Source organism: Streptomyces sp. NPDC007162 (assembly GCF_040634175.1).
Classification (GTDB): domain Bacteria; phylum Actinomycetota; class Actinomycetes; order Streptomycetales; family Streptomycetaceae; genus Streptomyces.
Genome location: NZ_JBEYFC010000052.1, coordinates 1 through 23,824, shown reverse-complemented (window position 1 = coordinate 23,824; position 23,824 = coordinate 1). Strand labels below are relative to the sequence as shown.

The 23,824-nt window shown below is 68.3% G+C and carries 24 protein-coding genes and 1 tRNA gene; 17 read left to right on the top strand and 8 right to left on the bottom strand.

The genetic code is table 11. The features are described 5' to 3' along the window. Positions 1-2: 2 nt before the first annotated feature. The 8 genes from ABZ646_RS09185 to ABZ646_RS09150 all read left to right on the top strand — a co-directional run bounded on the left by ABZ646_RS09185 (position 3) and on the right by ABZ646_RS09150 (position 6,408). Positions 3-1,019: a zinc-dependent alcohol dehydrogenase family protein gene (locus ABZ646_RS09185; RefSeq protein WP_360514905.1), complete on the top strand. Its 1,017-nt coding sequence runs from the start codon at positions 3-5 to the stop codon at positions 1,017-1,019. A 23-nt stretch (positions 1,020-1,042) separates the two neighbouring features. Continuing rightward, the gene (locus tag ABZ646_RS09180) at positions 1,043-1,468 is read left to right on the top strand and encodes a nuclear transport factor 2 family protein (RefSeq protein WP_360514902.1); all 426 of its coding nucleotides are present in this window, start codon (positions 1,043-1,045) and stop codon (positions 1,466-1,468) included. Between the two features lie 43 nt (positions 1,469-1,511). Further along, positions 1,512-1,883, top strand: a complete 372-nt coding sequence (locus ABZ646_RS09175; RefSeq protein ID WP_360514899.1) for a DUF2255 family protein — start codon at positions 1,512-1,514, stop codon at positions 1,881-1,883. 65 nt (positions 1,884-1,948) lie between these two features. Continuing rightward, entirely contained in the window at positions 1,949-3,535 is a 1,587-nt protein-coding gene (locus ABZ646_RS09170) for a Na+/H+ antiporter (protein WP_360514896.1), read from the top strand. 67 nt (positions 3,536-3,602) lie between these two features. Continuing rightward, entirely contained in the window at positions 3,603-4,565 is a 963-nt protein-coding gene (locus tag ABZ646_RS09165) for an amidohydrolase family protein (RefSeq protein WP_360514893.1), read from the top strand. Between the two features lie 20 nt (positions 4,566-4,585). Further along, a complete protein-coding gene (locus ABZ646_RS09160; protein WP_360514890.1) occupies positions 4,586-5,572 on the top strand; it encodes an aldo/keto reductase in 987 nt (328 codons plus the stop codon). Between the two features lie 302 nt (positions 5,573-5,874). Further along, positions 5,875-5,947 (top strand) — tRNA-Arg (locus ABZ646_RS09155). A 113-nt stretch (positions 5,948-6,060) separates the two neighbouring features. Beyond that, positions 6,061-6,408, top strand: a complete 348-nt coding sequence (locus tag ABZ646_RS09150; RefSeq protein ID WP_215206827.1) for a hypothetical protein — start codon at positions 6,061-6,063, stop codon at positions 6,406-6,408. Positions 6,409-6,498: 90 nt separating this feature from the next. On the opposite strand, the gene ABZ646_RS09145 is transcribed toward ABZ646_RS09150, so the two are convergent. Then, a complete protein-coding gene (locus ABZ646_RS09145) occupies positions 6,499-7,683 on the bottom strand; it encodes a tyrosine-type recombinase/integrase (RefSeq protein WP_360514887.1) in 1,185 nt (394 codons plus the stop codon). Between the two features lie 54 nt (positions 7,684-7,737). Then, the gene (locus tag ABZ646_RS09140; protein WP_215206826.1) at positions 7,738-8,019 is read right to left on the bottom strand and encodes a helix-turn-helix transcriptional regulator; all 282 of its coding nucleotides are present in this window, start codon (positions 8,017-8,019) and stop codon (positions 7,738-7,740) included. A gap of 477 nt (positions 8,020-8,496) precedes the next feature. Between ABZ646_RS09140 and ABZ646_RS09135 the strand changes: the two genes are divergently transcribed. The 4 genes from ABZ646_RS09135 to ABZ646_RS09120 all read left to right on the top strand — a co-directional run bounded on the left by ABZ646_RS09135 (position 8,497) and on the right by ABZ646_RS09120 (position 13,079). Further along, positions 8,497-8,718, top strand: a complete 222-nt coding sequence (locus ABZ646_RS09135; protein ID WP_360514884.1) for a helix-turn-helix domain-containing protein — start codon at positions 8,497-8,499, stop codon at positions 8,716-8,718. 670 nt (positions 8,719-9,388) lie between these two features. Continuing rightward, complete coding sequence (locus ABZ646_RS09130; protein WP_360514929.1) at positions 9,389-10,564, top strand: DUF3631 domain-containing protein; 1,176 nt, start codon at positions 9,389-9,391, stop codon at positions 10,562-10,564. A gap of 188 nt (positions 10,565-10,752) precedes the next feature. Beyond that, positions 10,753-11,403 carry a MobC family plasmid mobilization relaxosome protein gene (locus ABZ646_RS09125; protein WP_360514881.1) on the top strand — a complete coding sequence of 217 codons (651 nt, stop codon included), beginning with the start codon at positions 10,753-10,755 and terminating at the stop codon, positions 11,401-11,403. Next, complete coding sequence (locus ABZ646_RS09120; protein ID WP_360514878.1) at positions 11,400-13,079, top strand: mobilization protein; 1,680 nt, start codon at positions 11,400-11,402, stop codon at positions 13,077-13,079. The genes ABZ646_RS09125 and ABZ646_RS09120 overlap by 4 nt, the downstream gene beginning before the upstream one ends. On the opposite strand, the gene ABZ646_RS09115 is transcribed toward ABZ646_RS09120, so the two are convergent. The 6 genes from ABZ646_RS09115 to ABZ646_RS09090 form a co-directional block, all read right to left on the bottom strand. Next, on the bottom strand, positions 13,080-13,406 hold the full coding sequence (locus tag ABZ646_RS09115) for a DUF6087 family protein (protein ID WP_360514875.1): 327 nt from the start codon (positions 13,404-13,406) through the stop codon (positions 13,080-13,082). It lies immediately after the preceding gene. Positions 13,407-13,439: 33 nt separating this feature from the next. After that, a complete protein-coding gene (gene tgmC, locus ABZ646_RS09110; RefSeq protein WP_360514872.1) occupies positions 13,440-14,627 on the bottom strand; it encodes an ATP-grasp peptide maturase system methyltransferase in 1,188 nt (395 codons plus the stop codon). Further along, positions 14,617-15,582: an ATP-grasp ribosomal peptide maturase gene (tgmB, locus tag ABZ646_RS09105; RefSeq protein WP_360514870.1), complete on the bottom strand. Its 966-nt coding sequence runs from the start codon at positions 15,580-15,582 to the stop codon at positions 14,617-14,619. Before tgmB ends, tgmC begins: the two co-directional genes overlap by 11 nt. Positions 15,583-15,587: 5 nt before the next feature. Then, on the bottom strand, positions 15,588-15,890 hold the full coding sequence (gene tgmA, locus ABZ646_RS09100) for a putative ATP-grasp-modified RiPP (protein ID WP_360514867.1): 303 nt from the start codon (positions 15,888-15,890) through the stop codon (positions 15,588-15,590). Positions 15,891-16,007: 117 nt separating this feature from the next. Continuing rightward, positions 16,008-16,340 carry a hypothetical protein gene (locus tag ABZ646_RS09095; protein ID WP_360514864.1) on the bottom strand — a complete coding sequence of 111 codons (333 nt, stop codon included), beginning with the start codon at positions 16,338-16,340 and terminating at the stop codon, positions 16,008-16,010. A gap of 23 nt (positions 16,341-16,363) precedes the next feature. Beyond that, positions 16,364-16,744, bottom strand: a complete 381-nt coding sequence (locus ABZ646_RS09090) for an ATP-binding protein (protein ID WP_360514926.1) — start codon at positions 16,742-16,744, stop codon at positions 16,364-16,366. Between the two features lie 304 nt (positions 16,745-17,048). On the opposite strand from ABZ646_RS09090, the gene ABZ646_RS09085 reads away from it, so the two are divergent. The 5 genes from ABZ646_RS09085 (at position 17,049) to ABZ646_RS09065 (ending at position 23,728) form a co-directional block, all read left to right on the top strand. Further along, the gene (locus ABZ646_RS09085; protein ID WP_360514860.1) at positions 17,049-18,305 is read left to right on the top strand and encodes a helix-turn-helix transcriptional regulator; all 1,257 of its coding nucleotides are present in this window, start codon (positions 17,049-17,051) and stop codon (positions 18,303-18,305) included. Continuing rightward, positions 18,290-18,820, top strand: a complete 531-nt coding sequence (locus ABZ646_RS09080; RefSeq protein WP_360514857.1) for a GNAT family N-acetyltransferase — start codon at positions 18,290-18,292, stop codon at positions 18,818-18,820. Before ABZ646_RS09085 ends, ABZ646_RS09080 begins: the two co-directional genes overlap by 16 nt. An 80-nt stretch (positions 18,821-18,900) precedes the next feature. Further along, the gene (locus ABZ646_RS09075) at positions 18,901-19,437 is read left to right on the top strand and encodes a GNAT family N-acetyltransferase (protein WP_360514854.1); all 537 of its coding nucleotides are present in this window, start codon (positions 18,901-18,903) and stop codon (positions 19,435-19,437) included. A 220-nt stretch (positions 19,438-19,657) separates the two neighbouring features. Next, positions 19,658-23,077 carry an NACHT domain-containing protein gene (locus ABZ646_RS09070; RefSeq protein WP_360514851.1) on the top strand — a complete coding sequence of 1,140 codons (3,420 nt, stop codon included), beginning with the start codon at positions 19,658-19,660 and terminating at the stop codon, positions 23,075-23,077. A gap of 264 nt (positions 23,078-23,341) precedes the next feature. Then, positions 23,342-23,728 (top strand): hypothetical protein, encoded by a 387-nt coding sequence (locus ABZ646_RS09065; protein ID WP_360514848.1) that lies wholly within the window; start codon positions 23,342-23,344, stop codon positions 23,726-23,728. The last annotated feature ends 96 nt before the right edge of the window (positions 23,729-23,824 follow it).

Here is a 23,824-nt window from a genome sequence, read left to right as displayed (position 1 = left end):
CCATGCGAGCAACCATCATTCACGCGCCGGGGGACATCCGGGTGGAGAACGCCCCCGAGCCGACGATCACGGCACCGACCGACGCGGTCATCCGCACCGTCGCCACCTGCGTGTGCGGCTCCGATCTGTGGAGCTACCGGGGCGTCCTGCCGGTCGCCGAACCGCAGCCGATCGGCCACGAGTACGTCGGCGTCGTCGAGGAGGTCGGCAGCGAGGTCTCGACCGTCCGGCCGGGACAGTTCGTCATCGGTTCCTTCGTGGCCTCCGACAACACCTGCCCAATCTGTCAGGCCGGCTACCAGACCTCCTGCCAGCACGGGCAATGGGTCAACGGCGCCCAGGCCGAGTACGTCCGCATCCCCCTCGCGGACGGCACCCTGGTCGCCACCCCGGAGCAGCCGGACGAGGAGCTGATCCCGAGCCTGCTGACCCTGTCCGACGTCATGGGCACGGGCTGGTACGCCGCCAAGGCAGCCGAGGTGAAGCCCGGCTCCACGGCCGTGGTCGTCGGTGACGGCGCGGTCGGCCTGTCCGGCGTCATCGCCGCGAAGGAACTCGGCGCCGAGCGGATCATCGCCATGAGCCGGCACGATTCCCGGCAGAAGCTGGCCCTGGAGTTCGGCGCCACCGACATCGTCACCGAGCGCGGCGAGGAAGGCGTCGCCCGCGTCAAGGAACTGACGAACGGCATCGGCGCCGACTCGGTCCTCGAGTGCGTCGGCACACAGGAGTCGATGCACCAGGGCCTGCGGTCCGCGCGTCCCGGTGGCAACGTCGGCTTCGTCGGCTTCCCGCACGGTACGCAGATCGACGGCCAGGAGCTCTTCTTCTCCCACGTCGGCCTGCGCGGTGGCCCCGCGCCCGTGCGCGCCTACCTTCCCGACCTGATCGACCGGGTCTTCGACGGCCGTATCAACCCGGGCAAGGTCTTCGACCTCACCCTCTCCCTCGACGAGGCCGCCGAGGGTTACAAGGCGATGGACGAGCGCCGCGCCATCAAGACGCTGCTGCGTCCGTGACCGGCGCGGCGGGGCCGACAGCCATGACCAGCCAGGCGATCACCACCGTCGAGGCGTACTTGGACGCCTTCGGCGCGCGCGACACGGAGCGGATCCTCTCCCACTTCGCGGCCGACGCGACCTGGACGATCCCGGGCGATCCGGCTCTGACGCCCTGGGCCGGGACCCGCAGCGGACCAGAAGGGATCCGGCAGTCCCTCAACGCGTTCTTCACGGCCGTCGAGCCGCTCGCATTCGAACTGGGGACCCTGACGGAGGCCAACGCACGAGTCCTGGTGCCTGGCCGGTACTCCTCCCGGTTCCATCCCTCCGGGCAGGTGCTCGAAAGCGAGATGATCATGCGTTTCACCGTCACGGACGGCCTGATCACCGACTACCGCGTCTTCGAGGACTCACTCGGCATCACCCGCGCCCACCTCGGTGAGCCCCGCACCGCCGCTCCCGCCTGACGACGGCGTCTCCACCACCGGATCACGAGGACAGGAACACCCGATGACGACCTGGACAGGCGACGAACTCGACCGCATCGCCGGGGCCGACGAACTGGAGATGGCCCCGGTCCGACGTGACGGCACGCTGCGTGCGCCGGTGCCGATCTGGGTCGTCCGCGACGGCGACGACCTGTACGTCCGTTCCTTCCGCGGTGAGCGGGGCGGCTGGTGGCGCACCGCCGTCGCGACCCACGCGGGCCACGTCCGCTCGGGCGGGGTCGACAAGGACGTCACGCTCGCCGAGGTACCGGACCCCGAGACCAACGACCGCCTCGACACGGCGTACCGGAGCAAGTACGGCCGTTTCGGCGGCGCGTATGTCGATCCCATGGTGGCCGCGCGTGCCACGACGCTGCGGCTGCTGCCCAGATGACCAGGAAGATCCCCGCCCGACCCGCTGAGCCGTCTCCGCCGGCCGGCCCCGCACCGGAGTAAGTCATGCTCGGTCTCGAACTCGTCGTCGTCCTGGGTGCGGCGGTGCTGGCGGGGAACTTTTTGGGACAGCGCTTCCGCGTCGCCCCGCCCGTCGTGCTCTTGGTCCTGGGTGCCCTCATCGGCCTCGTCCCGGCCGTCCGCCAGACCCAACTCCCGCCCGAAGTGGTGTTGTTGCTCTTCCTTCCGGTGCTGCTGTACTGGGAGAGCCTGACCACGTCGATGCGGGAGATCCGCACCAACCTGCGCGGCATCGTCCTGCTCAGCACCGTGCTGGTGATCCTCACCGCGGGTGCGGTGGCGATCGCCGGGCACGCGCTCGGGCTGCCATGGGGACCGGCCTGGGCCCTGGGCGCGGCCGTGGCACCGACCGACGCCACGGCGGTGAGCGCCCTGGCCGGTTCCCTGCCGCGCCGTCAGATCACCGTCCTGCGTGCGGAAAGCCTCGTCAACGACGGCACCGCGCTGGTGATCTACGGCCTGGCGGTCGGCATCACCGTGGGCGAGGAACACCTCACTCTCCCGCATGTAGGCGCGCTGTTCCTGCTCGCCTACGGCGGCGGGGCAGCGGTCGGCGTCGCGGTCGCCTGGGTCAACATGAACCTGCGGCGCCGGCTGGACGATCCCCTGCTCGGCAATCTCGTCATGATCCTCGCGCCGTTCACGGCGTATCTGCTGGCCGAGTTGATCCACGCCTCGGGCGTCCTCGCGGTCGTGGTGAGCGGCCTGATCATGGCCCAGGTGGCGCCCGGCCTCATCCGCGCCGAGCACCGCCGACAGGCACTGGCCTTCTGGCCGCTGGCCACGTTCATCATCAACGGCGCGCTGTTCGTCCTGGTGGGAGTGGAACTGCAGTACGCGCTGCGGCACCTGAGCCGGTCCGACCTCAGGGACGCACTCATCGCGATCGGGGTGGTCAGCGCCGTCCTCGTCGCGGTGCGGTTCGCGTTCCTGTTCTCCTCCGCCTACCTGATCCGCGCGGTCGACCGGCGTCCCGAGCAGCGACTGCGGAGAATGAGCGACCGGGCCCGCGTGGTCAGCGGGCTGGCGGGGTTCCGGGGCGCGGTCTCGCTGGCCGTGGCACTGTCGGTGCCGGGGACCCTCGACTCGGGGGAACCGTTCCCCGGACGGGACTTCATCGTCTTCGTCACCTCCGGCGTCATCGTGGTGACCCTCGTCGTGCAGGGACTGCTGCTGCCGGGCGTGGTGCGCTGGGCCCGGCTGCCCCGGGACACCTCCGTCGACGAGGAGCAGATCCTCGCCGAGACCACGGCGACCGAGGAGGCCATCAAGGCGCTTCCCTGGCTCGCGACCGAACTGGGCACCACCCCCAAGGTCGCGGAGTGGCTGCGCCAGGAGTACGAGGCCAACCTGGCGACCGTACGAGCACGCGGCGCGGGCACCGACGACGATCCGGCCCTCCTCCACAACCGTCACTACACCGACCTCCGCCTCGCGCTCATCGCCACGAAGCGCGCGACCGTCGTCCGCCTGAGGGACGAGGCGCAGATCGACGACACCGTGCTCCGCCGGCTCCAGGCGGCCCTGGACAACGAAGAGGTCCGGCTGGCCGGAGGCGAGCAGGTGGAGTAGCGGCAGCGACCGTCTGGCCGCCACGTCCCCCGCCGCCCCCTCCCACCCGAGAAGGAATCCCGCCGCCATGACCTCCGGCCTCGTCGATGTCCACGCCCACCACCTGCCCGACTTCTACGTCGAGCAGGCGACCGCGGCGGGCCATGCCCACCCCGACGGCATGGGCGGCTGGCCGTCGTGGTCCGTGCGCGACCACCTGGAGCTGATGGACCGCAACGGCATCGAGACCGCGATGCTCTCCCTGTCCTCTCCCGGCGTGCACTTCGGCGACGACAAGGCGGCCCGCCTCCTCGCCCGGCGCGTCAACGAGTACACCGCCGAACTGGCCCGCGACCACCGCGGCCGCTTCGGCACGTTCGCCTCGCTTCCGCTGCCGGACGTGGCCGGCGCGTTGGAGGAGATCGCCTTCGCCTTCGACGAACTCGACGCCGACGGCTTGGCGTTGCTGACCCACACCCACGGGGTGTACCTGGGCGACGCACGCCTCGAACCGGTCTTCGCGGAGCTGGACCGCCGGGGGGCCGTGGTCTTCCTGCACCCCACCTCACCCGTGTGCTGGGAGCAGTCCGCCCTCGGCAGACCGCGCCCGATGGTCGAGTACATCTTCGACACGGCCCGCACGGTCACGGACCTGGTGATGGCGGGCGTCCTGACCCGCCACCCGAACCTGCGGGTGATCGTCCCGCACTGCGGTGGCGCGGTGCCGGTCCTGGCCGACCGCATCAACGAGTTCATGCACCTCTTCGTACCGTCACAAGACGCGCCCCCGCGCGACGCCCTACAGCAACTGCGCTCCCTGTACTACGACATGGCGGGTACGGCCTTCCCGCGCCAGGTTCCCGCACTGCTGAACCTCGTCGACCCCGACCGCGTGCTGTACGGCAGCGACTACTGCTGGACGCCCGCGCCGCTTGCCGACGCCCACATCGCGGCGATCGACACGGCCGCCCCACCGGCCGAAGGCACCACGTGGCGCTCACTCACCACGGCCAACGCCCGGCGCCTGTTCCCGCAGGTTTTGCCGCGGTGACACACCCCCAAGGAGGAAGCATGCACACACGCACTCTCGGACGCGACCTACAGGTCTCCGCCATCGGCCTCGGCGCCATGGGCATGTCCCAGAGCTACGGGCCGAACCCGGGCGACCGCAGTGACATGATCGCCGTACTGCGTGACGCCGTGGATCTGGGCGTCACGTTCTTCGACACCGCGGAGGTGTACGGCCCCTACGTCAACGAGGAACTCGTCGGCGAGGCCCTGGCCCCGGTCCGCGACCAGGTGGCCATCGCCACCAAGTTCGGCTTCCGCATCGAGAACGGCGCGTCCGTCGGGCTCAACAGCCGCCCCGAGCAGATCCGTTCCGTCGCCAACGCCTCGCTCAAAAGGCTCCGGGTCGAGCGGCTCGACCTGTTCTACCAGCACCGCGTCGACCCGGAGGTGCCCATCGAGGACGTCGCGGGCACGGTGGGCGAACTGGTGCAGGAGGGCAAGGTCCGCTGCTTCGGACTCTCGGAGGCCGGCGCTCAGACCATCCGGCGCGCCCACGCCGTCCACCCCGTGACGGCGGTGCAGAGCGAGTACTCGCTGTGGACCCGGGACCCCGAGCCGGAGGTCCTGCCGACGTGCACGGCGCTCGGCATCGGATTCGTGCCCTTCAGCCCCCTCGGCAAGGGCTTCCTGACCGGGGCGGTGGACGCCTCGACACCCTTCGCGGCCGACGACGTGCGGACCACCATTCCCCGGTTCACGGCCGAGAACCGGGCGGCGAACCAGGCACTCGTCGAGCACATCGGGGCCCTCGCGACGACCAAGGACGCCACACCGGGGCAGGTGGCCCTAGCCTGGCTGCTCGCCCAGCATCCGTCGATCGTCCCGATCCCCGGAACCCGGCGCACCGCCCGCGTCGAGGAGAACGCCGGCGCCACGCACATTCCGCTCTCCGCCGACGAACTGTCGGACCTCAACGAACTCGCGGGCCGGATCGGCGTCAAGGGGGACCGCTACAACGAGCACCACATGTCGCTGCTGGACAAGTAGGGGTCTGCCCAGCCCCTCGGGAGAAGCCCTGGTCCTCACCCCGGCCCCGGTCGGCGTCTGCACGGCCGGGGCCGCAGAGGCAGCTGCCCGAAAGCCCTCCGGCCCGCCGCCCCGATCCCCTACCCGGATACGGAGCCCACTCGTCGGCAGGCATCCGCTACGCTGTCCCTGGTCAGTCGTTGGTACGTCGTGCGGTCCACCCAGATGACACTGCGACACTCGTCGAACCGCGCCTGACCAGTGGGCTTGTACGCCTGGTCGAAGATCCCCAGCTGGATCCCAACAAGGCCCCACAAGCCCCCGCCTCCGTAGCTCAGGGGATAGAGCACCGCTCTCCTAAAGCGGGTGTCGCAGGTTCGAATCCTGCCGGGGGCACAGAGAAACACCTGGTCAGAGGCCCTTCCGTCCATCGGACGGGAGGGCCTTGGTACTCGCAGCACACATATGGCACACATGCGGCTGCGGGCAGAGGTGGGGAGCTGCGCGAGATGCCTGCCAAGGACGAGCTGGCCCGGCGCCGGTACGAGAAGCTGGTTGAGCGGCTTGAGTCGCTGATGCGGGGCGCTCTGAAGCCCGAGTACGAGGGCTACTACGGACAGCTGATCCTCGGCGCGGACGATCTTGCAGAGATGGGCGAACTCAAGGACGTCCGGCGTGCCGCCAGGGAGGCGGGACGGCGTCTCGACTGGAAGACGACCACGCACCTCGTCGGCGGGAGGCTCTTCGTGCTCGACGAGCGTGAGGTTCCCGAGAGGATCGAGCGGTTGGCTGGGGATGCGGCCGCTGCTGCGATGGACCGGTTCTGGGAGGAAAGCCGCCGGCCGCGACTGACCTGATCCAAGGCAGAGACGCAAGGGCCACCCCACCGCTCAGCGCGGCGGGGTGGCCCTTTCTGCTACGGCTCCCCGGCACGGATCAGGCACACATCACGCGGAATCTTCCTCCAGGGCCGCCACCATTTCGGCGGCCTCGCGAGCCTTCCTCGCCGCCTTCTCCAGCTTGGCCTTCGCCTTGGCCAACTGCTTGGCGCGGCGCTTGTGCATCTTCTTCGAGACCTCATCCAGTCGGTCCGGGAAGAGATGCCCGTACGTGTCCAAGGTCAGCGTTGCAGACTTGTGGCCCAGCATCGTCTGTACGACGTTGACGTCTGCCCCGCTGGCGATGGCGAGTGAGGCTGCCGTGTGCCTCAGCTTGTGCGGGGTGACCTTGAGGTGCCCCAGCCCGGCCTTCACGACCGCCGGCGCGAAGAATCGCTGGCGGAAGTTGCGGGCTCGCAGCGGCCCACCCTGCGGGGCGGTGAAGAGCAAGTCGTCATCCCTCCGCCCCTGGACGTGGGGCTTCAGCTCGTCGGCCAGGAACCGCGGGATCGGTACGGACCGGCGCTCGTGGTTCTTAGGGGTGTCGAGGTAGAGCTTGCCGTTGTCCTCGGCGTACGCCTCCACGATGTGAGCCCGGCAGGCGTCCAGGTCGACCCGCCCCACCCTCAGCGCGGACGCCTCGCCCCAGCGCAGGCCGGTGTAGGCCAGCAGCAAGATGAACACCCGGTAGGCGCCTGACGCGTTGGCCAGGACGTCGACCTGCATGTCGTCGAGGTACACGTGGTCCGCCGGCATCGCCTTCGGCAGGGGCACGCCGACAGCCGGGTTGACCGCCAGACGACGAGCCTTGACCGCGTAGCCCAGAACGCGACTGAGGACGACGTACGCCTTGCGGACCGACAGGGGGCTGAGCTTCCTACCGCCGGTCCCCTCGCCGGACAGCAGATCCGCGAGCCACTCCGCGATGTCCTCGAAGTGGATGCGGTCCAGCGGGGTGGTGCCCCACTTAGGGATCACGTGGACGTCGAGAACACCGCGGTAGCGAGCCCTGGTTGAGCGCTTGAGATGAAGTTGCGCTGCCAGCCAGGACTCCGCCACCTCTGCGAACTTCGCGCGGGCGGCAGCCGGGTCACGGTAGGAGCCGTCGTTGAGACGGGACTCCATCCTCGTCCGCTCGGCCTCGGCGTCGACCTTGCGGGTGAAGGTCTTCATCTTCGGCTTGCCGCCGGGGTCGTACCAGCGCACGCGGTAGCGCCCCGGTGGCGTACGTCCTGCCCGCTTGGCGTCCGCCACGGCCCGTACATACGCCGCGTGCCCTATGCGGTCCTCAATCCAGACCCGCGCCAACTAGCACCCCCTCCGGTCATCACCAGACGCCGACGGGAGCGGCAGGAGCAGGGCCGCGGGTGAAACGCCGAGCGCTGTGGCGAGGGCGACGAGGTCGTCTACGTCGCAGCGGCGACGGGCGCGTTCGGTGCGGCTGAGGGCGGTGTTGGCCATCGGGCGGCCCAGTGCGGTGCAGCGGGCGGCGAGTTGGTGCTGGGTCAGTTCGCGCACCAGACGTAGGTGCTCGATGGCGCGGGCGGTGTGGAGGCCGGCGGGGCCTATTTCGACAGGTCGGTTGGGCATGACAGATAGCTTTAACTTGCAGCCGGCCGTCATGGCAAGAGTTAGTTCTTAAACTCTCCAAAAGGCGTCCGGGGGGCGAAGTGGTGTTCGTCTCGTCGAATTCCGGCACATCACGAGCCGTTTCAGCGGGGAGGTTGTGCTACCTTCCCTCCGCGTCAAAAATGTGGGCGATTTGAGCGGCTATCGGCTGCGGTGTCCGGAGGGCTGACCGTGTCACTGCTGCCTGCTGGACGCCGCCTCTGAGCTGCTGAGGTATCGGATTCCGGCACCTCAGCCGGTCGCTTCTCCACAGAAAATTCCTCCTTCCGCGAGAGCGATTTCGGCAACCGGGGATCCGCCCTTACTGTTTTGGTCTTCCCGGCCACGCCGAGAGAAGTAGCCGGGGGTTCAGAATCCACTCTGGACGCTTCCGCTGGTGGTGTGGCTGTGTTGCCCACGCCTGCCATCGAAAACCCTGATTCCGATATGGAGACCTCATTGCCGAACCACTCCCCGCGCCTTGTCGGCGCCGAGCGTGACCAGCTCGCCACGCCCACCGACGTGGCCGCCTACCTCGGGGTGCCGGTGAAGACGCTCTACCAGTGGAAGTACCGGGGCATCGGCCCCAGCGTCCACAAGGTCGGCCGTCACCTGCGCTACCGCTGGCGGGAGGTGGACGCGTGGCTGGACGCCCAGACGTCGTACAACCTCACGGCCTGACCCCGCGTCTGACGCGGGCAGCGAAGCGGCCCCCGGCGCGCCAACGCCGAGGGCCGAAGACTTCCCAACTGATCGCCCATCCCTGAACGAATGAGCTGGTGAGGGGCGGGACCTTGCCCGTCCTGCCTCTCGCCGGAGAGGAACGCCTATGGAGGACTCTACGTCCCCCAACTCCACGAACACCTCCCGCACCGGCTGGCCCACGCCCGCCATCCCCGGCGAAGGCATCCCCTGGCGCCGCAGGGATCAGGCGGACACACGGTCCCCCGCGCCGGGGACCGTCGAACACCCGGCGGATGCGCAAGCGCACGGGGACCGTCCCCGGCCGTCTGCCGATGCTCCTGTTGGGGACCGTCCCCGCGACCTTCCCGGTGCTCGGTCCCCACACGTCCCGGTCCCCGTATCAGTATCCGACGCAAACCCGCAGGCCAGCGGCGTGAGATCGGGGACCGGCCCCCAAGAGGCTGCAGTTGCACCGGGGGACCGCAATGGGGACCGTGAGCACGGTCCCCGCAAGTCGCCGGGGACCGACAGCCTCGTGGCGGACACCGCCCAGCAGGAGGGGACCGGTCCCATCGACGCACGGGGACCGGATCAGGAGGTCGGTCCCCGGACTCCTCGGGGACCGGCAGACCCGGGGGAACAGGGTTCCGGTGAGGGTACGGAACTACTGAATGAGCTGCGGGCGGCAATCGGCAAGTACGTCGTGCTGCCCAGTGACGTGGCGCTGACCGCGGTCACCCTGTGGGTGGCGGCCACGCACATCCAGACCGTCCTGCAGCACGCGCCGCGCCTAGCCGTCGTCGGCCCGACGAAGGGATGCGGCAAGTCCCGGGTGCTGGACGTGCTCCACGAGACCGTTCACCAGCCGATCATGACGGTGAACATGTCCACGGCGGTGCTCTTCCGCGTCATCGGCAAGAACCCGCGCACGATCCTGGTGGACGAGGCCGACACCATCTTCGGCCCCAAGGCGGGCGACAACGAGGAACTGCGCGGCCTGCTGAACGCCGGACACCAACGCAACCGGCCCGCCTGGCGCATCTCCGGTCCGGAGCACAAGCCGACCCCGTATCCGACCTTCGCCATGGCCGCACTGGCCTCGATCGGCGACCTCCCCGACACGATCACGGACCGAGCAGTCGTGCTCCGCATGCAAAAGCGCAAGCCGGGCGAGAAGGTGACCCCGTTCCGCTCGCGCTACGCCACACCGGAACTGAACGCACTGCGGGACAAGCTGGCCGCCTGGCTAGGACCGCTACGCGGCACGGCCGGCCGGATGGCGCCGGCCATGCCGGTGGAAGATCGGGCGGCGGACACCTGGGAACCGCTGGTCATCATCGCCGACCTGGCCGGCGGCCACTGGCCTGCCAGCGCCCGTGCGGCCTGCGTGGCGATGACCCGGTTCGAGGCCGTCCAGGACGAGCAGACCAACCTGAAGACGCGGCTGCTGCGCGACATCCACCGTGTCTTCGAGGCACACGGCAACCCCGAGGCCCTGTCCTCCCTGGATCTGGTCACCGCCCTGCTCCAGGATCCCGACGCCCCCTGGGCGGAGCACGGCACCAAGGGGCTCAACGTCTACCACCTGGGCAGAATGCTGCGGGACTTCGACATCCGCCCGGCCAACTACAGGTTCGACAAGGGCAGGCAGGCCAAGGGGTACGCCCGTAACCGGTTCCTGGACAGCTGGGCCCGGCACTGCCCCGACCTCACCGAGACGGCGCCCGCGCACGATGACCCGCCCGCGCACCCGCCGGCCCAGGGCAAGCCGCCTGCCGCCCCGACGGGCTCGCTGCCCGTACGCCCGCCCGGCGGCCCCGCCGGCCCCAAGCGCACCCGCTGACCCGCCTCCCCCGGGTCCGTATCACTGCGTCGCATCCGTCCCCGCGCAGGTCAGCGCGGGGACGGATGTCCTCACCGGGACGGACTTCTCCGTACCTGCCCGAGTGTCCGTACCTGTCCTGACCAGGCATGGGACGCATGCGACGCACGTGACACGCCTCCCGCACCCTCACCACCGGAGCACCACGCATGCACGAACAGGACCACGAACTCCCCACAGCTCAGCAGCAGCTGCGCACCACCTCAGCCCCAGACAGCGCAGCAAGGTATCCCGCTGGACCGTCCAGGGGTCGGCTCGACGGGGATCCCTCCGCCCCGGGGGTGGCGGAGGGGCTCGGGCACCAGGGGGCGCCCGAGGGGAAACAGCCCGCAGACACCGCCGCCGCCCAGCTGCCGCGTGCCGCCGACGCCGCCGCGCTGCACCGCGTCGCCCGCCGCCGCCAGCGCGAAGCCGTGCAACGCAAAGAACGCGTCGATGTGCGCTACAGCGTCGACGAGAAGGCCGACATCCTCAACGAAGCTCGCTCGCTGAACATCGCCGGGGCCCACTACGTCGGCGCCGTCGTCATGGCCCACGTCCACGGTGATCTCGCCCTGCCCGGCCAGCGCACCGAACTCGACGACTACATCGACGAGCTGACCGCCCTCCGCAGCGAAGTCGCCAAGATCGGCCACAACATCAACCAGATCGCGAAGAAGCTCAACTCCAGCGGCCATCCACACCATGGGGACACCGCCGTCCTGACCCAGACCGAACGCACCCTCACCGCGGTCGGCGCCACCGTCCGCCACATCGCGTCCGCCGCGAACCAGGCCGTCGCCGAGAAGACGGCCCGATGATCGCGAAGATCCGCGGCGGCAAGGAGACCGCCGGATTGATCCGGTACCTGTTCGACACGAAGAAGGACAAGGACCACACCGACCCGCACCTGGTCGCCTCCTGGGACGGCTTCGCCCCCGACCCCGGCCGCACCAACGACTTCGACGTCACCAGGAGGCTTCTCGTCGCCGACCTCGACCTGCACGTCAAGCAGGCCCGGCGGCTGGACCGCGCGCCCGAGCAGCACGTGTGGCACTGCTCGCTCCGTGCCGCCCCCGAAGACCGCATCCTCAGCGACGAGGAGTGGGCCGACATCGCCCGCCGCGTCGTCGCCGCCACCGGCATCGCGCCCGACGACGACCCGGACGGCTGCCGCTGGGTCGCAGTCCGCCACGCACCGGACCACATCCACATCGCCGCCACCAAGGTCCGGGCGGATCTGCGCACCGCGCGGCACTGGAACGACTACCTCACCGCCGACCGTGAACTCGCCGCCATCGAGAAGGAATATGGCTTGCTCCAAGTGGTGCGCGGGGACCGCACCGCCGCCAAGCGACCCACCCGCGCCGAGCAGGAGAAGGCCCTCCGCGCCGGCCAGGACAAACCCGCCCGCGAACGGCTGCGCGCCACCGTGCGCACCACCGTGGCCGCCGCCTCCAGCATGGAGGAGTTCGTTCACCTGCTCAGCCACCTCAACGGCGTGCTCGTGGAAGTCGTGTACTTCCCCTCCGGCGATGTACGCGGCTACAAGGTCGCGGCCGAAGACACCACCACTGCTGGCAAGGAGCCCGTCTGGTTCTCCGGGTCCGAACTCGCCCCGGACCTATCCTTCCCCAAGATCCGACAGCGCCTGGAGGCCATCGACCGGCAGCCCGCCGGCCAGCCGGGCCGGCGCAGGCCCAACCCCTGGCACCAGGCCACCGCCGCCATCGAATGCATCCCCCACCGCCTCGACCAGGACGACGACCAAGCCTCCCAGGCCCATCTCGCCGCCTTCGGCGAAGTCCTCGACGCCCTCCCCCTCCTCGCGCCCCAGCCCCTGAGAACCCAACTCCGTGAAGCAGCAACGGCGTTCGAGCGCGCCACGCGCTCCCGCATCGGGGCTGAACACCATCACACTCGCGCTCTGCGCGGCGCCGTGCGGGCGATGGTCCGCGAGCCCGCCCCCAAGGACGGCGCCGTCCTGGCGATGTTCCTGGACGCCGCGATCCTCGTCGTGATCGCCGCCGCCCGTTGGCACGAGCTGCGCCACCACGACCAGCAAGTCGCCGCCGCCCAAGAAACCCTGCGCCACCTCCAGGCCGCCTACGACCAAGCCTCGGCCGAGCCCCTGGCCGCCCTCGCAAGCCGTCGGCCGCCTCGGCAGGCCGTGGATCGACACATCCGACAACTACGCCAGGTAGTACCCGAGCACGTGGATCAGATCATCGAAGACCCCGCCTTCGACGCCCTCACCGCCGCCCTCGCCGAGGCGGAGGCAGCAGGCCACAACGCGTCCACCGTCCTCACCCAAGCGCTCAGTCAGCGCACCCTGCACGACGCCCACAGCCCCGCACGAGCACTGACCTGGCGCATCCGCCGCCTCGCCGACAGGCACGGACCAGGCCCACGCGCGCAGGCAGCAGCCCGTGCGCATCACATCGCAGTGCCTTCCACGGCTCCGCGACCGGAGCAGTCTCGGGCTCGGCGGCGCTGATCACCTCTGTGCTGGGCCCCCACCGTCCGAAGTGGGTGACTGGGGTTTGCGGTGCCTGCCGGTGCCGGAGCCGAGCGGCTTCGGCACCGGCCCGGTCGGCGTCGGCTCATTGACCTCGGGATGCAGGAGGGCCTTGGCCTCCGCCAGGTTGGCGACGAAGCCGTACGGCTCCCACGTGTGTCCGTTCCAGCGCTCGATGGCTCGGGGTGCATCCGGGTTCAGATGGGATGCCTTGGGGCCATCGCCGGAGACGACAGGTACGGCGCGGAGTCGGCCGATCTTCGCGTCACGGCGTTCCGCCCAGTCCTTCAGCGGCTCGTCGTCCATCCTGCGTTCCTCGCGTCGGCGGTGGTGGCTGTGTCAGGAGGGTAGCCGCCACTGCGGGCCGCTCGGGTTTCCGAGCCAGACGACCTGTCCGTCGCGGGAGACGGTCACTCCGAACGCGGCGGTGCTCGGCGCGCCGTGCTCCTCCCAGGTGGCGATGGCCGACTCGATCACGTCCCAGAGACGTCGGGGGCCGCCCTGCCGGACCCCCCAGCCGCTGTCGGTAGCGGTAAGTACGGCGAAGGAATCGGTGACGCTGTCCAGTACGAACGTGCTGAGCGGGCCGCCGTCGACCGCCATGGAGAAGAATCGGGCGTCCGGTGCGGCGAGCTGTGCCATGAACGCCGGCCCGGAGTCGGTGAGTGCCTCCGGTCCGTACGCGGCCTTCCGCTTCGTTCCGTCGGCGGGTCCCGGGACCATGCCGAGGCTCTCCGGCGCATCCTGCTGGCGGGCGATCATGAAGCTCGGGTCGTCCTCGCTGAACCAGCCGCTCGCGCTGTCGCCGGCGGCGATGAGTTTGACCAGGCCGAGGGAGCGCATCCAGCCGCGCAGGGTGGTGAGGATGACGCCGCCCGGCCGTACCTGTTCCAGCCAGGAGGGTGGGATGTTACGGAAGCCGCAGGTGGCGATCAGCCGGTCGTAAGGCGCTCCGTCCGAGTGGCCGACGCGGCCGTCCCCCACCAGCAGGTGAGGCCTGTAGCCGGCACTGGCGAGAGCCTCACGGGCGCGTCGGGCCACGCCCTCGTCCGTCTCGATCGAGGTCACGCTGCCGCTGTCGAGCCGGTGGCACAGCAGGGCCGTCGAGTAACCAGTGCCCGTGCCGATCTCCAGCACGTTCATGCCGTCGTGCACGTCCAGGTCTTCGAGCATCCGGACGACGAGGCTGGGCAGGGTCGATGACGAGGTCGGGGCCGCGTTGCTGATCGGCTTCGGGTCGGTCCAGTCGATGTCGTGGCCGTCGAACTGGGTCATCCATGTCTCGTCGGTGTAGACGAGCCGGAGCCACTCGTCCTGGTCCACAGTCTCCGGCGTCACGGGCTCCCAAGTGGTGACGCCGGGTGCGTCGCTCTCCCGGTAGAAGCGCGGGACGAACACGTGGCGAGGCACCGCTTCAACGGCGGCTCGCCACTGTGGCGACCGCAGCCGACCGTCCTCCTCCAGCTGGCGGGCGAGCCGAAGCCGTAGATCGGCAGCGGCCGTCTCGATATCGGGCTCACTGGCCATGGACACCTCCTTCCAGGAGGTCGGCGAGTGCGGCGGTCATTGGCAGACCGGTGGGCGGCTCCATCCATGCCCACTGCCCGGAAGGATTGCACTCGATGAAGATCCACTCACCCGAGTCGGTCAGGGCGAAGTCGAACGCCCCGAAGACGAGCCCGAAGTGCTTGAGGTAGGCGTGCATCGACTGCTCCACCGCGGGCGGGGCCGCAAGCGGCGTGTACGTGTGAGTGCTGTAGTCAGTCCGCCAGTCGAGGAGACCGGAGTCGATCTGCACGGCGAAGACCTGCTCGCCGATCACTGTGACCCGGATGTCGGCGACCTTGTCCACGCGCTTCTGGAAGAGGTGCATGGTGCCGGTCACGGAGTTATCGATCTCGTCGGCACTCACTTCGGTCACCGGGACGGTCTGGGCCTGGCCGTCGACCAGGTAGAGCGGCACCGAGATCGGCTTGAAGATGGCCGGGCCGTACTCCTTGATGAAAGCCCGTGCGTCGTCCGGGACGTTGGTGATGACCGTGGGCGGCACCTTGAAGCCTGCCGCCGTTGCTGCCGCGAGGCCGGCGGGTTTGTACTCGGCGTCGCCGATGCGGTTGGGGTGGTTGACGTAGAGGCAGCCGGGCAGGGAGGTCAGGATGCCGCCGAGCCCGTAGCGGGCCTGGGCCACGGCAAACCGCGCATCCTGCTGGTCGAGGTGAGGGAAGGCGAATCCGGAGGGGCGCCGGTAGTACATGGAGCGCACGGCGCCCAATTCGGCATGTCGGCTCGGGGTCTGCACGCTTCCCCGCCAGCCGTCAGTGTCGCCGCCGATGGCGGCCGAGCACGACAGGGTGGCGGGGAAGTCACCGGAGTCGAACCGCACGACCGGGACACCCCGGTCGTGCAGCTCGGCGATCACGAAGTCCGCGGTCGGGTCGTCAAGGTTGGTGACGACCAGGACCGGACGCTCGTCGTTCGTCACGACAGTCACTGGTCGGTGTCGTTGCCCGTGTCGCTGTCCGGGGAGTCGCTGTTGCGGTCCCCCTGGCCGGTGGTGCCGGTCTTGGGGTTCGTACCGGAAGATGTGCCGTGGCCGGGGGACATGGTGGGCGCCCCGGAGGCGTCGAGGTACCGGGCGGTCTGCGTCGCCGGGTCCAACTTCACCGTCGCGTAACCGGAGTCCTCGACGGGCGGGTACGGGGCGATCCGGCGCAGGCCCCATGGGACGGCGGTCAGGTGTCCCTGCGGCAGCGGGCTGCCCGTGGGAAAGCGATCCATGTGGTTGAACACAATCTTCCTTTCGGTGGTGGAAGTACCTGTGTGATGACTGTCTTGCTTGCCCGCCGGCCACCTGCGGCTTTCATGTGCCCAGCGGGAGCGGTGAGCGCCGGTCGGCGCCAAGCAGGATCAGACCGGCGCGAGAACTTGCCGTCGAAGGCCCTCAAGCACACGCGTGAGCAGGGCTACTTCCGGCTCCCTGGCCTCGACGGCGGCTCGGCCCTCGGCGTACCAGCGGCCGAGATGCCGCTGCCATGCGTTGTCCGCTCGAACGACCTCGGCGCGGATCTCCCCGAGCGCCAGGTCGGACTCCATGTGCAGCCGGAGGAGATCGGCAGGTGTGATGCGCAGCGGCTCGGCGAACATCGACGAATCGCAAGCGTCTGCCAGCTGGAGGGGACCGAGGGTGACTTCCACGCAGGCGTCCGGACTCGGATCGTTCACCAGCTCGTCGGCCCGCATCAGCCGTAACGAAATGCGGGGCCTCAACATGCGACCGGTGCTTCCGTGCCCGGCACTTCCAGCTCGGCCCACACGACCTTGCCCCACCGCTTACGGTCGTAACCCCATCTCCAGCTGAGGGCTTCGACCAGGAGCAGGCCGCGCCCTCCCTCCGAGTCGTCATCAGGGTTGCCCGGCTCGGGAGTGTCCCGGCAACTGTCGGCGACACCGATGCGCACCACGCGCTCGGCCGGCCGCGTGACCCGGACCCGGACAACACGGCACCGCGTATGACGGACCGCGTTGTTGACCAGTTCGGCGACGACCTGGACTCCGTCCCCAGCCAACTCACCTATGCCCCAGGTATTCAGAGCAGCGGAGACGAGCAGGCGGGCCCGGCGAGCGGATTCCGGCTCACACGGCATCGTCTCGGTGTACCCGGGCGCGCCGGTCGCAGTAGGTCGGGCTGCGGTCATGGTCACGAGAACATCCCTCCGAGGGTGGGACGCCCGTCCCGCCGACGGGGTGACGACGGAACGGGCTCTCCTCCATGCGGCCGAGAGGAAGGGGGAATTAGAACCTCCCGACAAGCGATGACCAGTCAACGACCTGGAAGGGGAGGGGAACAGGAAAGGTCGCTCCCTCGCCGGTCGCCTCGAACCGGAAGACTTTACGGTCCCGTGATCTGAGGGCTGGTTCGGTCGATGCTGCCGGTCTACCGTCGGAGGCATGACAGCGAACGCCATCCTCAAGAGCCGGATGGACGAACTCGGTCTCACGCAGGAGGAATTAGCAGGTCGGATGAACACCGCGCTCGCGGAGATCACCGGCCGCCCCGGCGACGTCTCCGACCGGACGGTCCGCAACCTGCTGAACGGAACCTCGCGCCGGCCGATCGGTCGCACATGCGCTGCTCTGGAGCGGGTGTTCGGCTGTCCGGTCGGGGACTTAGGGTTCAGCGCACCACGCACCTTGCACCACTCGCAGGAGGAGGATCCCGTGCGGCGTCGCACCTTCATCGCTTCGGCCACCGGGACCGCAGCCGCAGCCGTCCCCTTGGTGGCCCAACGCCGCGCCGTCGGCATGTCGGACGTGGCACGCGCTGCCGCCGGAATGAACGCACTCGTCGAAGCCGACGACCGCCAAGGCGGCCACTCCGAACTGGAAAGGGCAGCCGCCGCGGGCCGCGACGGTGTCCTGGAGCTGCAACAGCGCAACGCCAGTGAACGCGTCCGCCGCGCCCTGTACGCACTGGCTGCCGAGTACACCACCGTCGCGGCCTGGTCCTGCATCGACGCCCGCAACCTCGACCAGGCCCAGAAGTACCTCAACGAATCCGCGACCTACGCCGGCCTCTCCCAAGACGGCCCCACTGAGATGCGAGTATGGGTCAACCTCTCCATGCTCGCCTACCAGCGGCACAACTGGCCCGAAGCACTCGCGGCAGCACAAGCGGCACAAGCCTCCTACGCAGCTCGCCGGGACCCCTTCTTCGACTCACTGGGCCGGGTCCGCGCCGCCCTCGCATACGCGGCCCTCGGGGACGGACGGGCCGGCCTGCGGTCCCTGGGATCTGCCCAGGACACCTACACCAAGACGGCGGAGCGCGAACGCCCTCGCTGGACGGCCTTTTACGGCCAGGCCGAACTCGACCACCTCGCCGCCATCGTGCAATTCAACAGCGGACGCCCCGCCCACGCCGAGGCCATGGCCCACCGAGCCCTGGCCAAGATCCCGGCGGCTTTCCGGCGCAACAAGGCCCTCGCCACCGCGCAACTCGCCCTCGCCCAGCTCCACCAAGGCGACGCCGAGCAGGCCACGGTCACCGCCTCCGACGTCTTCACGATCATGGACGGCGATCCCCTGCCGGGCCGCATGCGCACGCTCATCGGCGACTTCCACCGTGGCCTGTTCGTCCGGGCTCCCTCCACCGCCTACGCACGAGACTGGGCAGACCGCATGCGCACCGAATGGAGTCGAGCGTGACCGACCTGCATCACTTCCAGCACGGAAGCCTCCCCAAGGGCTTCCGTCAGATGCTCATCGACGTACACGCCGACGCCTACGCCGACCAGATGGACGACCCGTTCCACCAACGCTTCGCCTGGTTCGCCGACCACTGGTCCAGCATGGACGGCTTCTCCTGCGTGGTGGCCTACGACGGGGACGAACCGGTCGGCTTCGCGTACGGCGCCCCGCTCACGCCCGGCCGCGAATGGTGGCGCTCCACCGGATACCGGCCGAACAACGGCTACTCCTCCACCTACGCCGTGTCCGAGGTCATGGTCCGCCCCCAATGGCGCAAGCAGGGAATCTCCGAACGACTCCACGAAGCGCTCCTGAAGGAGCGAACGGAAGACCTCGCTGTACTCCTGGTCGACGTGACCCACCCCAAGGTGCAGGCGCTCTACGAGTCGTGGGGGTACACCAAGGCCGGCGAGCAACAACCGTTCGCAGACTCACCGGTGTACGCCGTCATGGTCAAGCAGCTCCGAGCTTGACGCAGAACCCCGGGAGACGCGTTGGGTGGCCCCAACTATTGGCGTAAGCCCAAGCACACCGCCGCCTGGAGGATGGCCGCATGACCACGGCGCCCGCCATCGAACTCCGCACCTTCACCACCCTCGGCACCGTCCGCGGCGACCTCCTAGACGTGTATGCCGACGTGCGCGCCCCGCTCCTCCACCTGCCGAACTACGCGGTCACCGCGTTCGGCGAACGCCTGGACCGGCACGGCGCCGAGCCGGGCTTCACGGCCGCCCTCGCAGCAGACGGGCACCCGGTCGGCTACGCCTACGGCAACACCATCGAGCACGGCGACCGCTACTGGCAGCGCACCAGCCCGACGCCGGCGGAGAAGTACACCGAGCGCCCAGCCGTGGCCTTGAAGGAGATCGGCGTCCGACCGACCTGGCGGAAGACCGGCACTGCCCGCCGCATCCACGATGCCCTCCTCGCCACCCGTGACGAGCCGTATGTCACGCTCATGGTCAACCCGGCCGCCGGCGACGGAAAGGTCCACGCGCTCTACAGGTCGTGGGGATACGAGGACATCGGGCAGAGCCAGCCCTCACCGGCCTCGCCGGTCCTCACCGTAATGATCCGCACCAGCCACTGACCGGCACCCAGGACCGCCGCCCCTCTTCTAACAGCTGAGCGTGTAGCTCCCCGCTCGGACCGTCGAGCAGGGTCGTAGTTCGTTCCGGACTCCCGTGCCCCCGTGACGAGCGAGCCACCACGCTCGAAATCGCCCACAGACCCATCGCAGATGCTGGTTGGGCCGGGGCACTGGGCGCCCTAGGATCCGAGGACATCGGTACGGATCTACGGGGGTAAGCGTGGAACCCACAGCCATCGGCACCCGACTCGCCTCGGCCGCTATTGGGCCTCTCGTCAAGAAGCTCTTCGTCACCGAAGGTCCGGGGGCTGGCCTTGTTGACAAGCCGATCCGCATCTCCAGCTACGTATCCTTCAAGGGCGAGAAGCATGCCCTTACCAAATCCGACCTCCGCGATCTCGCCGACAAGCTAGTGAAACAAGCCCTGCGCTCCGGCGAACGTCCCGTCCCTAGTGACGAACAGCAGGCCGTCATCGATGCCCTGGCCACCACCCTCCACGCCCTCGGCGACCTGACCCTCACCGACCTCGAAGCCGTACGCCTTGGCCACTCAGCATTGGCCCGTGAACTGCGTCGCGCGAGCGACAGTCCCGAGCGTCATCTCACGGCCGACGCCACACACTTCTACGAGAGCCTGCTTGAAACCGCATGCCTTCACATCCTTCACTTCTTCACGCAGCGCTCCACCTTCATCGCCCGCACCCTGGTCGAGCAGTCCCACGCCGTCGACGAACTCATCGCCAAAGTAGACGAGTTGATCCGCCGCAACCCGCGGCCCGGTGGCGAGGACGCCGCATTCGAGCAGGCGTACCTGACGTATTTGTCCAAGAAGCACGGCAAGCTCACGATCTACGGGATCGACCTCAACAATTCCCCGAGACGATGGCCGTTGAACGTGGCGTATCTGAATCTGGAGGCGTCACCGGTGTCGGGGCTCTGGCGGAGGGCAACGGCATGGGCCCGCGCTAGCGTTCGGGGCCACGATCCTGCGCCCCTCACTCCGTCCCCCAGTCGCTCCTTCCTCGCCTCACTGCTGGCGCAGGCCGCAACAGACGATCTCTCTATGTCTGTCGCCGAAGAGTCTCAAGGAGACCTGGACAGCCTCCTGGCGATCATCGAACGGACCAGGCCCAACCAGGACCACGCGACGCATGCCAACAGGCTGTGGCTTACCTACAGCTCCATCCGCGACTCGTTCGCTACCCAGCCCGCGGACCAAGCCCTGGCAGCCAACCACCGTGTCCTCCTCCGCGGCGAAGCCGGCTCAGGCAAGACGACACTCGTCCAGTGGCTAGCTGTTGCGACTGCTGGCCAGGACCTCCCCGATCGCATGGATTACCTCTACGACCGCATCCCTTTCGTACTACCGCTCCGTGCGCTCACCCGCCACGGCGAACGCCTCCCAGCACCCAAGGACTTCCTCTCTGCCACTGGCTGCCCGCTCGCCGGCACTCAGCCCGACGGCTGGGAGAACCGAGTCCTCGTCGCTGGGCGCGGCCTGATCCTCATCGACGGCATCGACGAGATCCCCGATCGAGAACGCGAGCGGACCCGGAGATGGCTGCTGGAACTGATCGAAACGTACGACGGAGACAACCGGTGGCTGATTACCTCCCGCCCATCGGCCGTAGGCCAGGACTGGCTCGCCGACGACGGTTTCATCGAGCTGTCGCTGTCTCCCATGGGCCCCAAAGCCGTCGCCACTTTCATCACCCAGTGGCACGATGCCGCACGGACCGATGCCGACGACGCTGCCGACCTCGATAGGTATGAGGGGCAGCTCCTCGCTGCCGTCAGAACCGAGCCCGCCCTCGGCCGCCTGGCCACGAATCCTCTGATGTGCGGGCTCATCTGCGCCCTCCATCGCGACCGACGAGGCTATCTCCCCCACGGCCGCAAGGACCTCTACGAAGCCGCGTTGTCCATGCTGCTCAGTCGACGCGACCGGGAACGGGACATGTCGGGCCCCGAACTTCGCGAGGAGCCACAGCTTGATCTCCTCCAGCGACTCGCCTACTGGCTGATCAAAAATGGCCGTACCGAGATGGACCGTTCCCACGCAGAGGCCATCATCAATCGGGCTCTGCCCTCAATCCCCGAAGTAGCTGCCCTGGGCGATGCGCCGACCGTCTTCGAGCACTTCCTCCAGCGGAGCGGTCTCCTTCGTGAACCTGCTCCCGACACGGTGGACTTCATCCACCGCACGTTCCAGGATTTCCTCGGCGCTCGGGCAGCCGTTGAGGAGGCCGACTTCGGACTCCTCGTCGAGCACGCGTCAGACGATCAGTGGGAGGATGTCATCCGCATGGCGGTTGCTCTCGCCCGCCCCCGGGAACGCGTCACCATCTTCCGGGAGCTCGTAGACTTGGGCGACCGTACTTCCGACAAACGTGTCCAGGCCCGCGTCTACCTGGTCGCTGCGGCTTGTCTGGAATATGCGACGTCCCTCGAACCTTCCGTACGCGAGGAAGTCGAACAGCGCACCGTCACACTGATTCCCCCGGGTAACGAGGAAGAGGCCCACGCGTTGGCGGAAGTCGGGCCCTTGATCCTCCGCCTCCTACCTAGCCCCGAGGAACTCGATGACGGGGTGGCTGCCTATCACGTGGCCATCGCAGCTTCCAATGTCAAGTCCGAGGCCGCCATCGCATTTCTGTCCCAGTTCGTCGATCATCCCTTTCTCCCAGTCCGTGCCCAACTCCTTTGGGCCTGGCCTCGCTTCGACAGCGCCCGGTACGCAGAGGAGATTATCGCCCGCCTAGATTCGAGCGCCCTCACGTACACCATCCAGTCCGACGACCAACTGCATCAGCTAAGGCGTCTAGGGCTGGAGCCGGAGATTCTGGATATCAGAATGGGCGTGTCCCTGGGGGCGCTGGCCTCGCACGCCTCTCACCACGCGTTCACGCAACTCACGCTATCGAACGCCGAGACGCCCAATTTGGAATTCTTGGCTCAGCAATTGACACTGACGTCGCTCATCATCAATGATTGCCCGAATCTGGAGGATATTTCCGCAATCAGCGAACTTCCCATTCAGTACCTGGACATCACCGCCGCCGGTTCCGGCATCGACCTGCGACCGGTTTCACAGCTGCAGGACCTGCGATCGCTGGTGATCAGCGGCCCGCCCAGTCTGGGCTGGTCCACGGAATATCTACCGACCCACGCTCCGCTGCGCAGCCTGCGCGTATCGGACGGTGCAAGGCCACTGCGAGGACTCCAAGGACTCAGCGGTCTTTCCCAACTCGTGGAACTCGGACTCAACCATGCGTCCAGCCCGGCCACAGCTGATGACTGGCAAGAGGTTTGCGGCCTACCATCGCTAACCGATCTCAGCGCATGTGCCGCGTCATTCGAGACCCTTCCCTCAAACACAGTTCTGGCGAATGTCACCAGCCTGTCTCTCAGTGGCGGCGGCGGGGAACGAGTAATCCAAGCGGCCGTCCATCGACTGGCCGCAGCCTTTCCTCGGCTAATCTCATGCGAGTTCACGGGAGACATGGCGGCAGAAGGCGATATCGACATTACACCGTTGGCTCAATTGCCCGACCTGCGAGATCTCCACATCGCAACGGGAATCAATCGCATTCGGGGTGCTCACGTATTGCCCTCACGCTTGAACCTCCACTTTCTGTAAACCCCGCACGCGAACGCCGAGCAGGAGGCCGAGGAGCCCCAGTCCGACCGCGCCAGCCGTCTTGGGTAGGCACGGCCTGCCTGCAGCACCGACCTGCACCAGAGCTGCGGATCAGAAGGCTGAACCCGTGCAGCGCAGGGAGAAGGGGGCACTGCCGCAGGCCGGTGGGTGTACGCAGCCTTGAGACCCTCTCGACGGTCAGTGATATTGCAGTTACCGTGTGTTGAGTTGGATACCGGGAGTGTGCTGGCCTCTGGGGGCGGGATGCAGCGCAGGGACGGGTTTCGGCGGATCATCAGCGAGTTCGGTGCAGCGTGCAAGCAGGCATTGCTGCACGGGCAGAAGGAAGCCGCGATCCGTCGCGCCGTGGAGACGCTTCTCGTCGACGCGGCGAACGTGTTAGGGCTACAGGCCGTCCTGCATGCCGAGGTAGCGATCGCCGCGCACCGAATCCGCCCCGACCTGGCTGTGCGGATCGGGAAGTTATCTCGCAACATCGTCGGCTACGTCGAGCTGAAGAGCCCGGACAAGAGTGTGATCCATCCTGGCGGACTGAACCAACGTGATCGACGGCAGTGGGAGGGCATGGCGAAGCTCCCCAACTTGATCTACACCAACGGCCAGACTTGGATCATGTATCGCTCAGCTTGATCATTAACCTCGCTGCTGTTTCAGGCGGACGTGTTCGGTGAGGGTTTCGATTCGTGTCACCCATCCCCGCATCTCGGGGGAACCTCAACCCGGCAC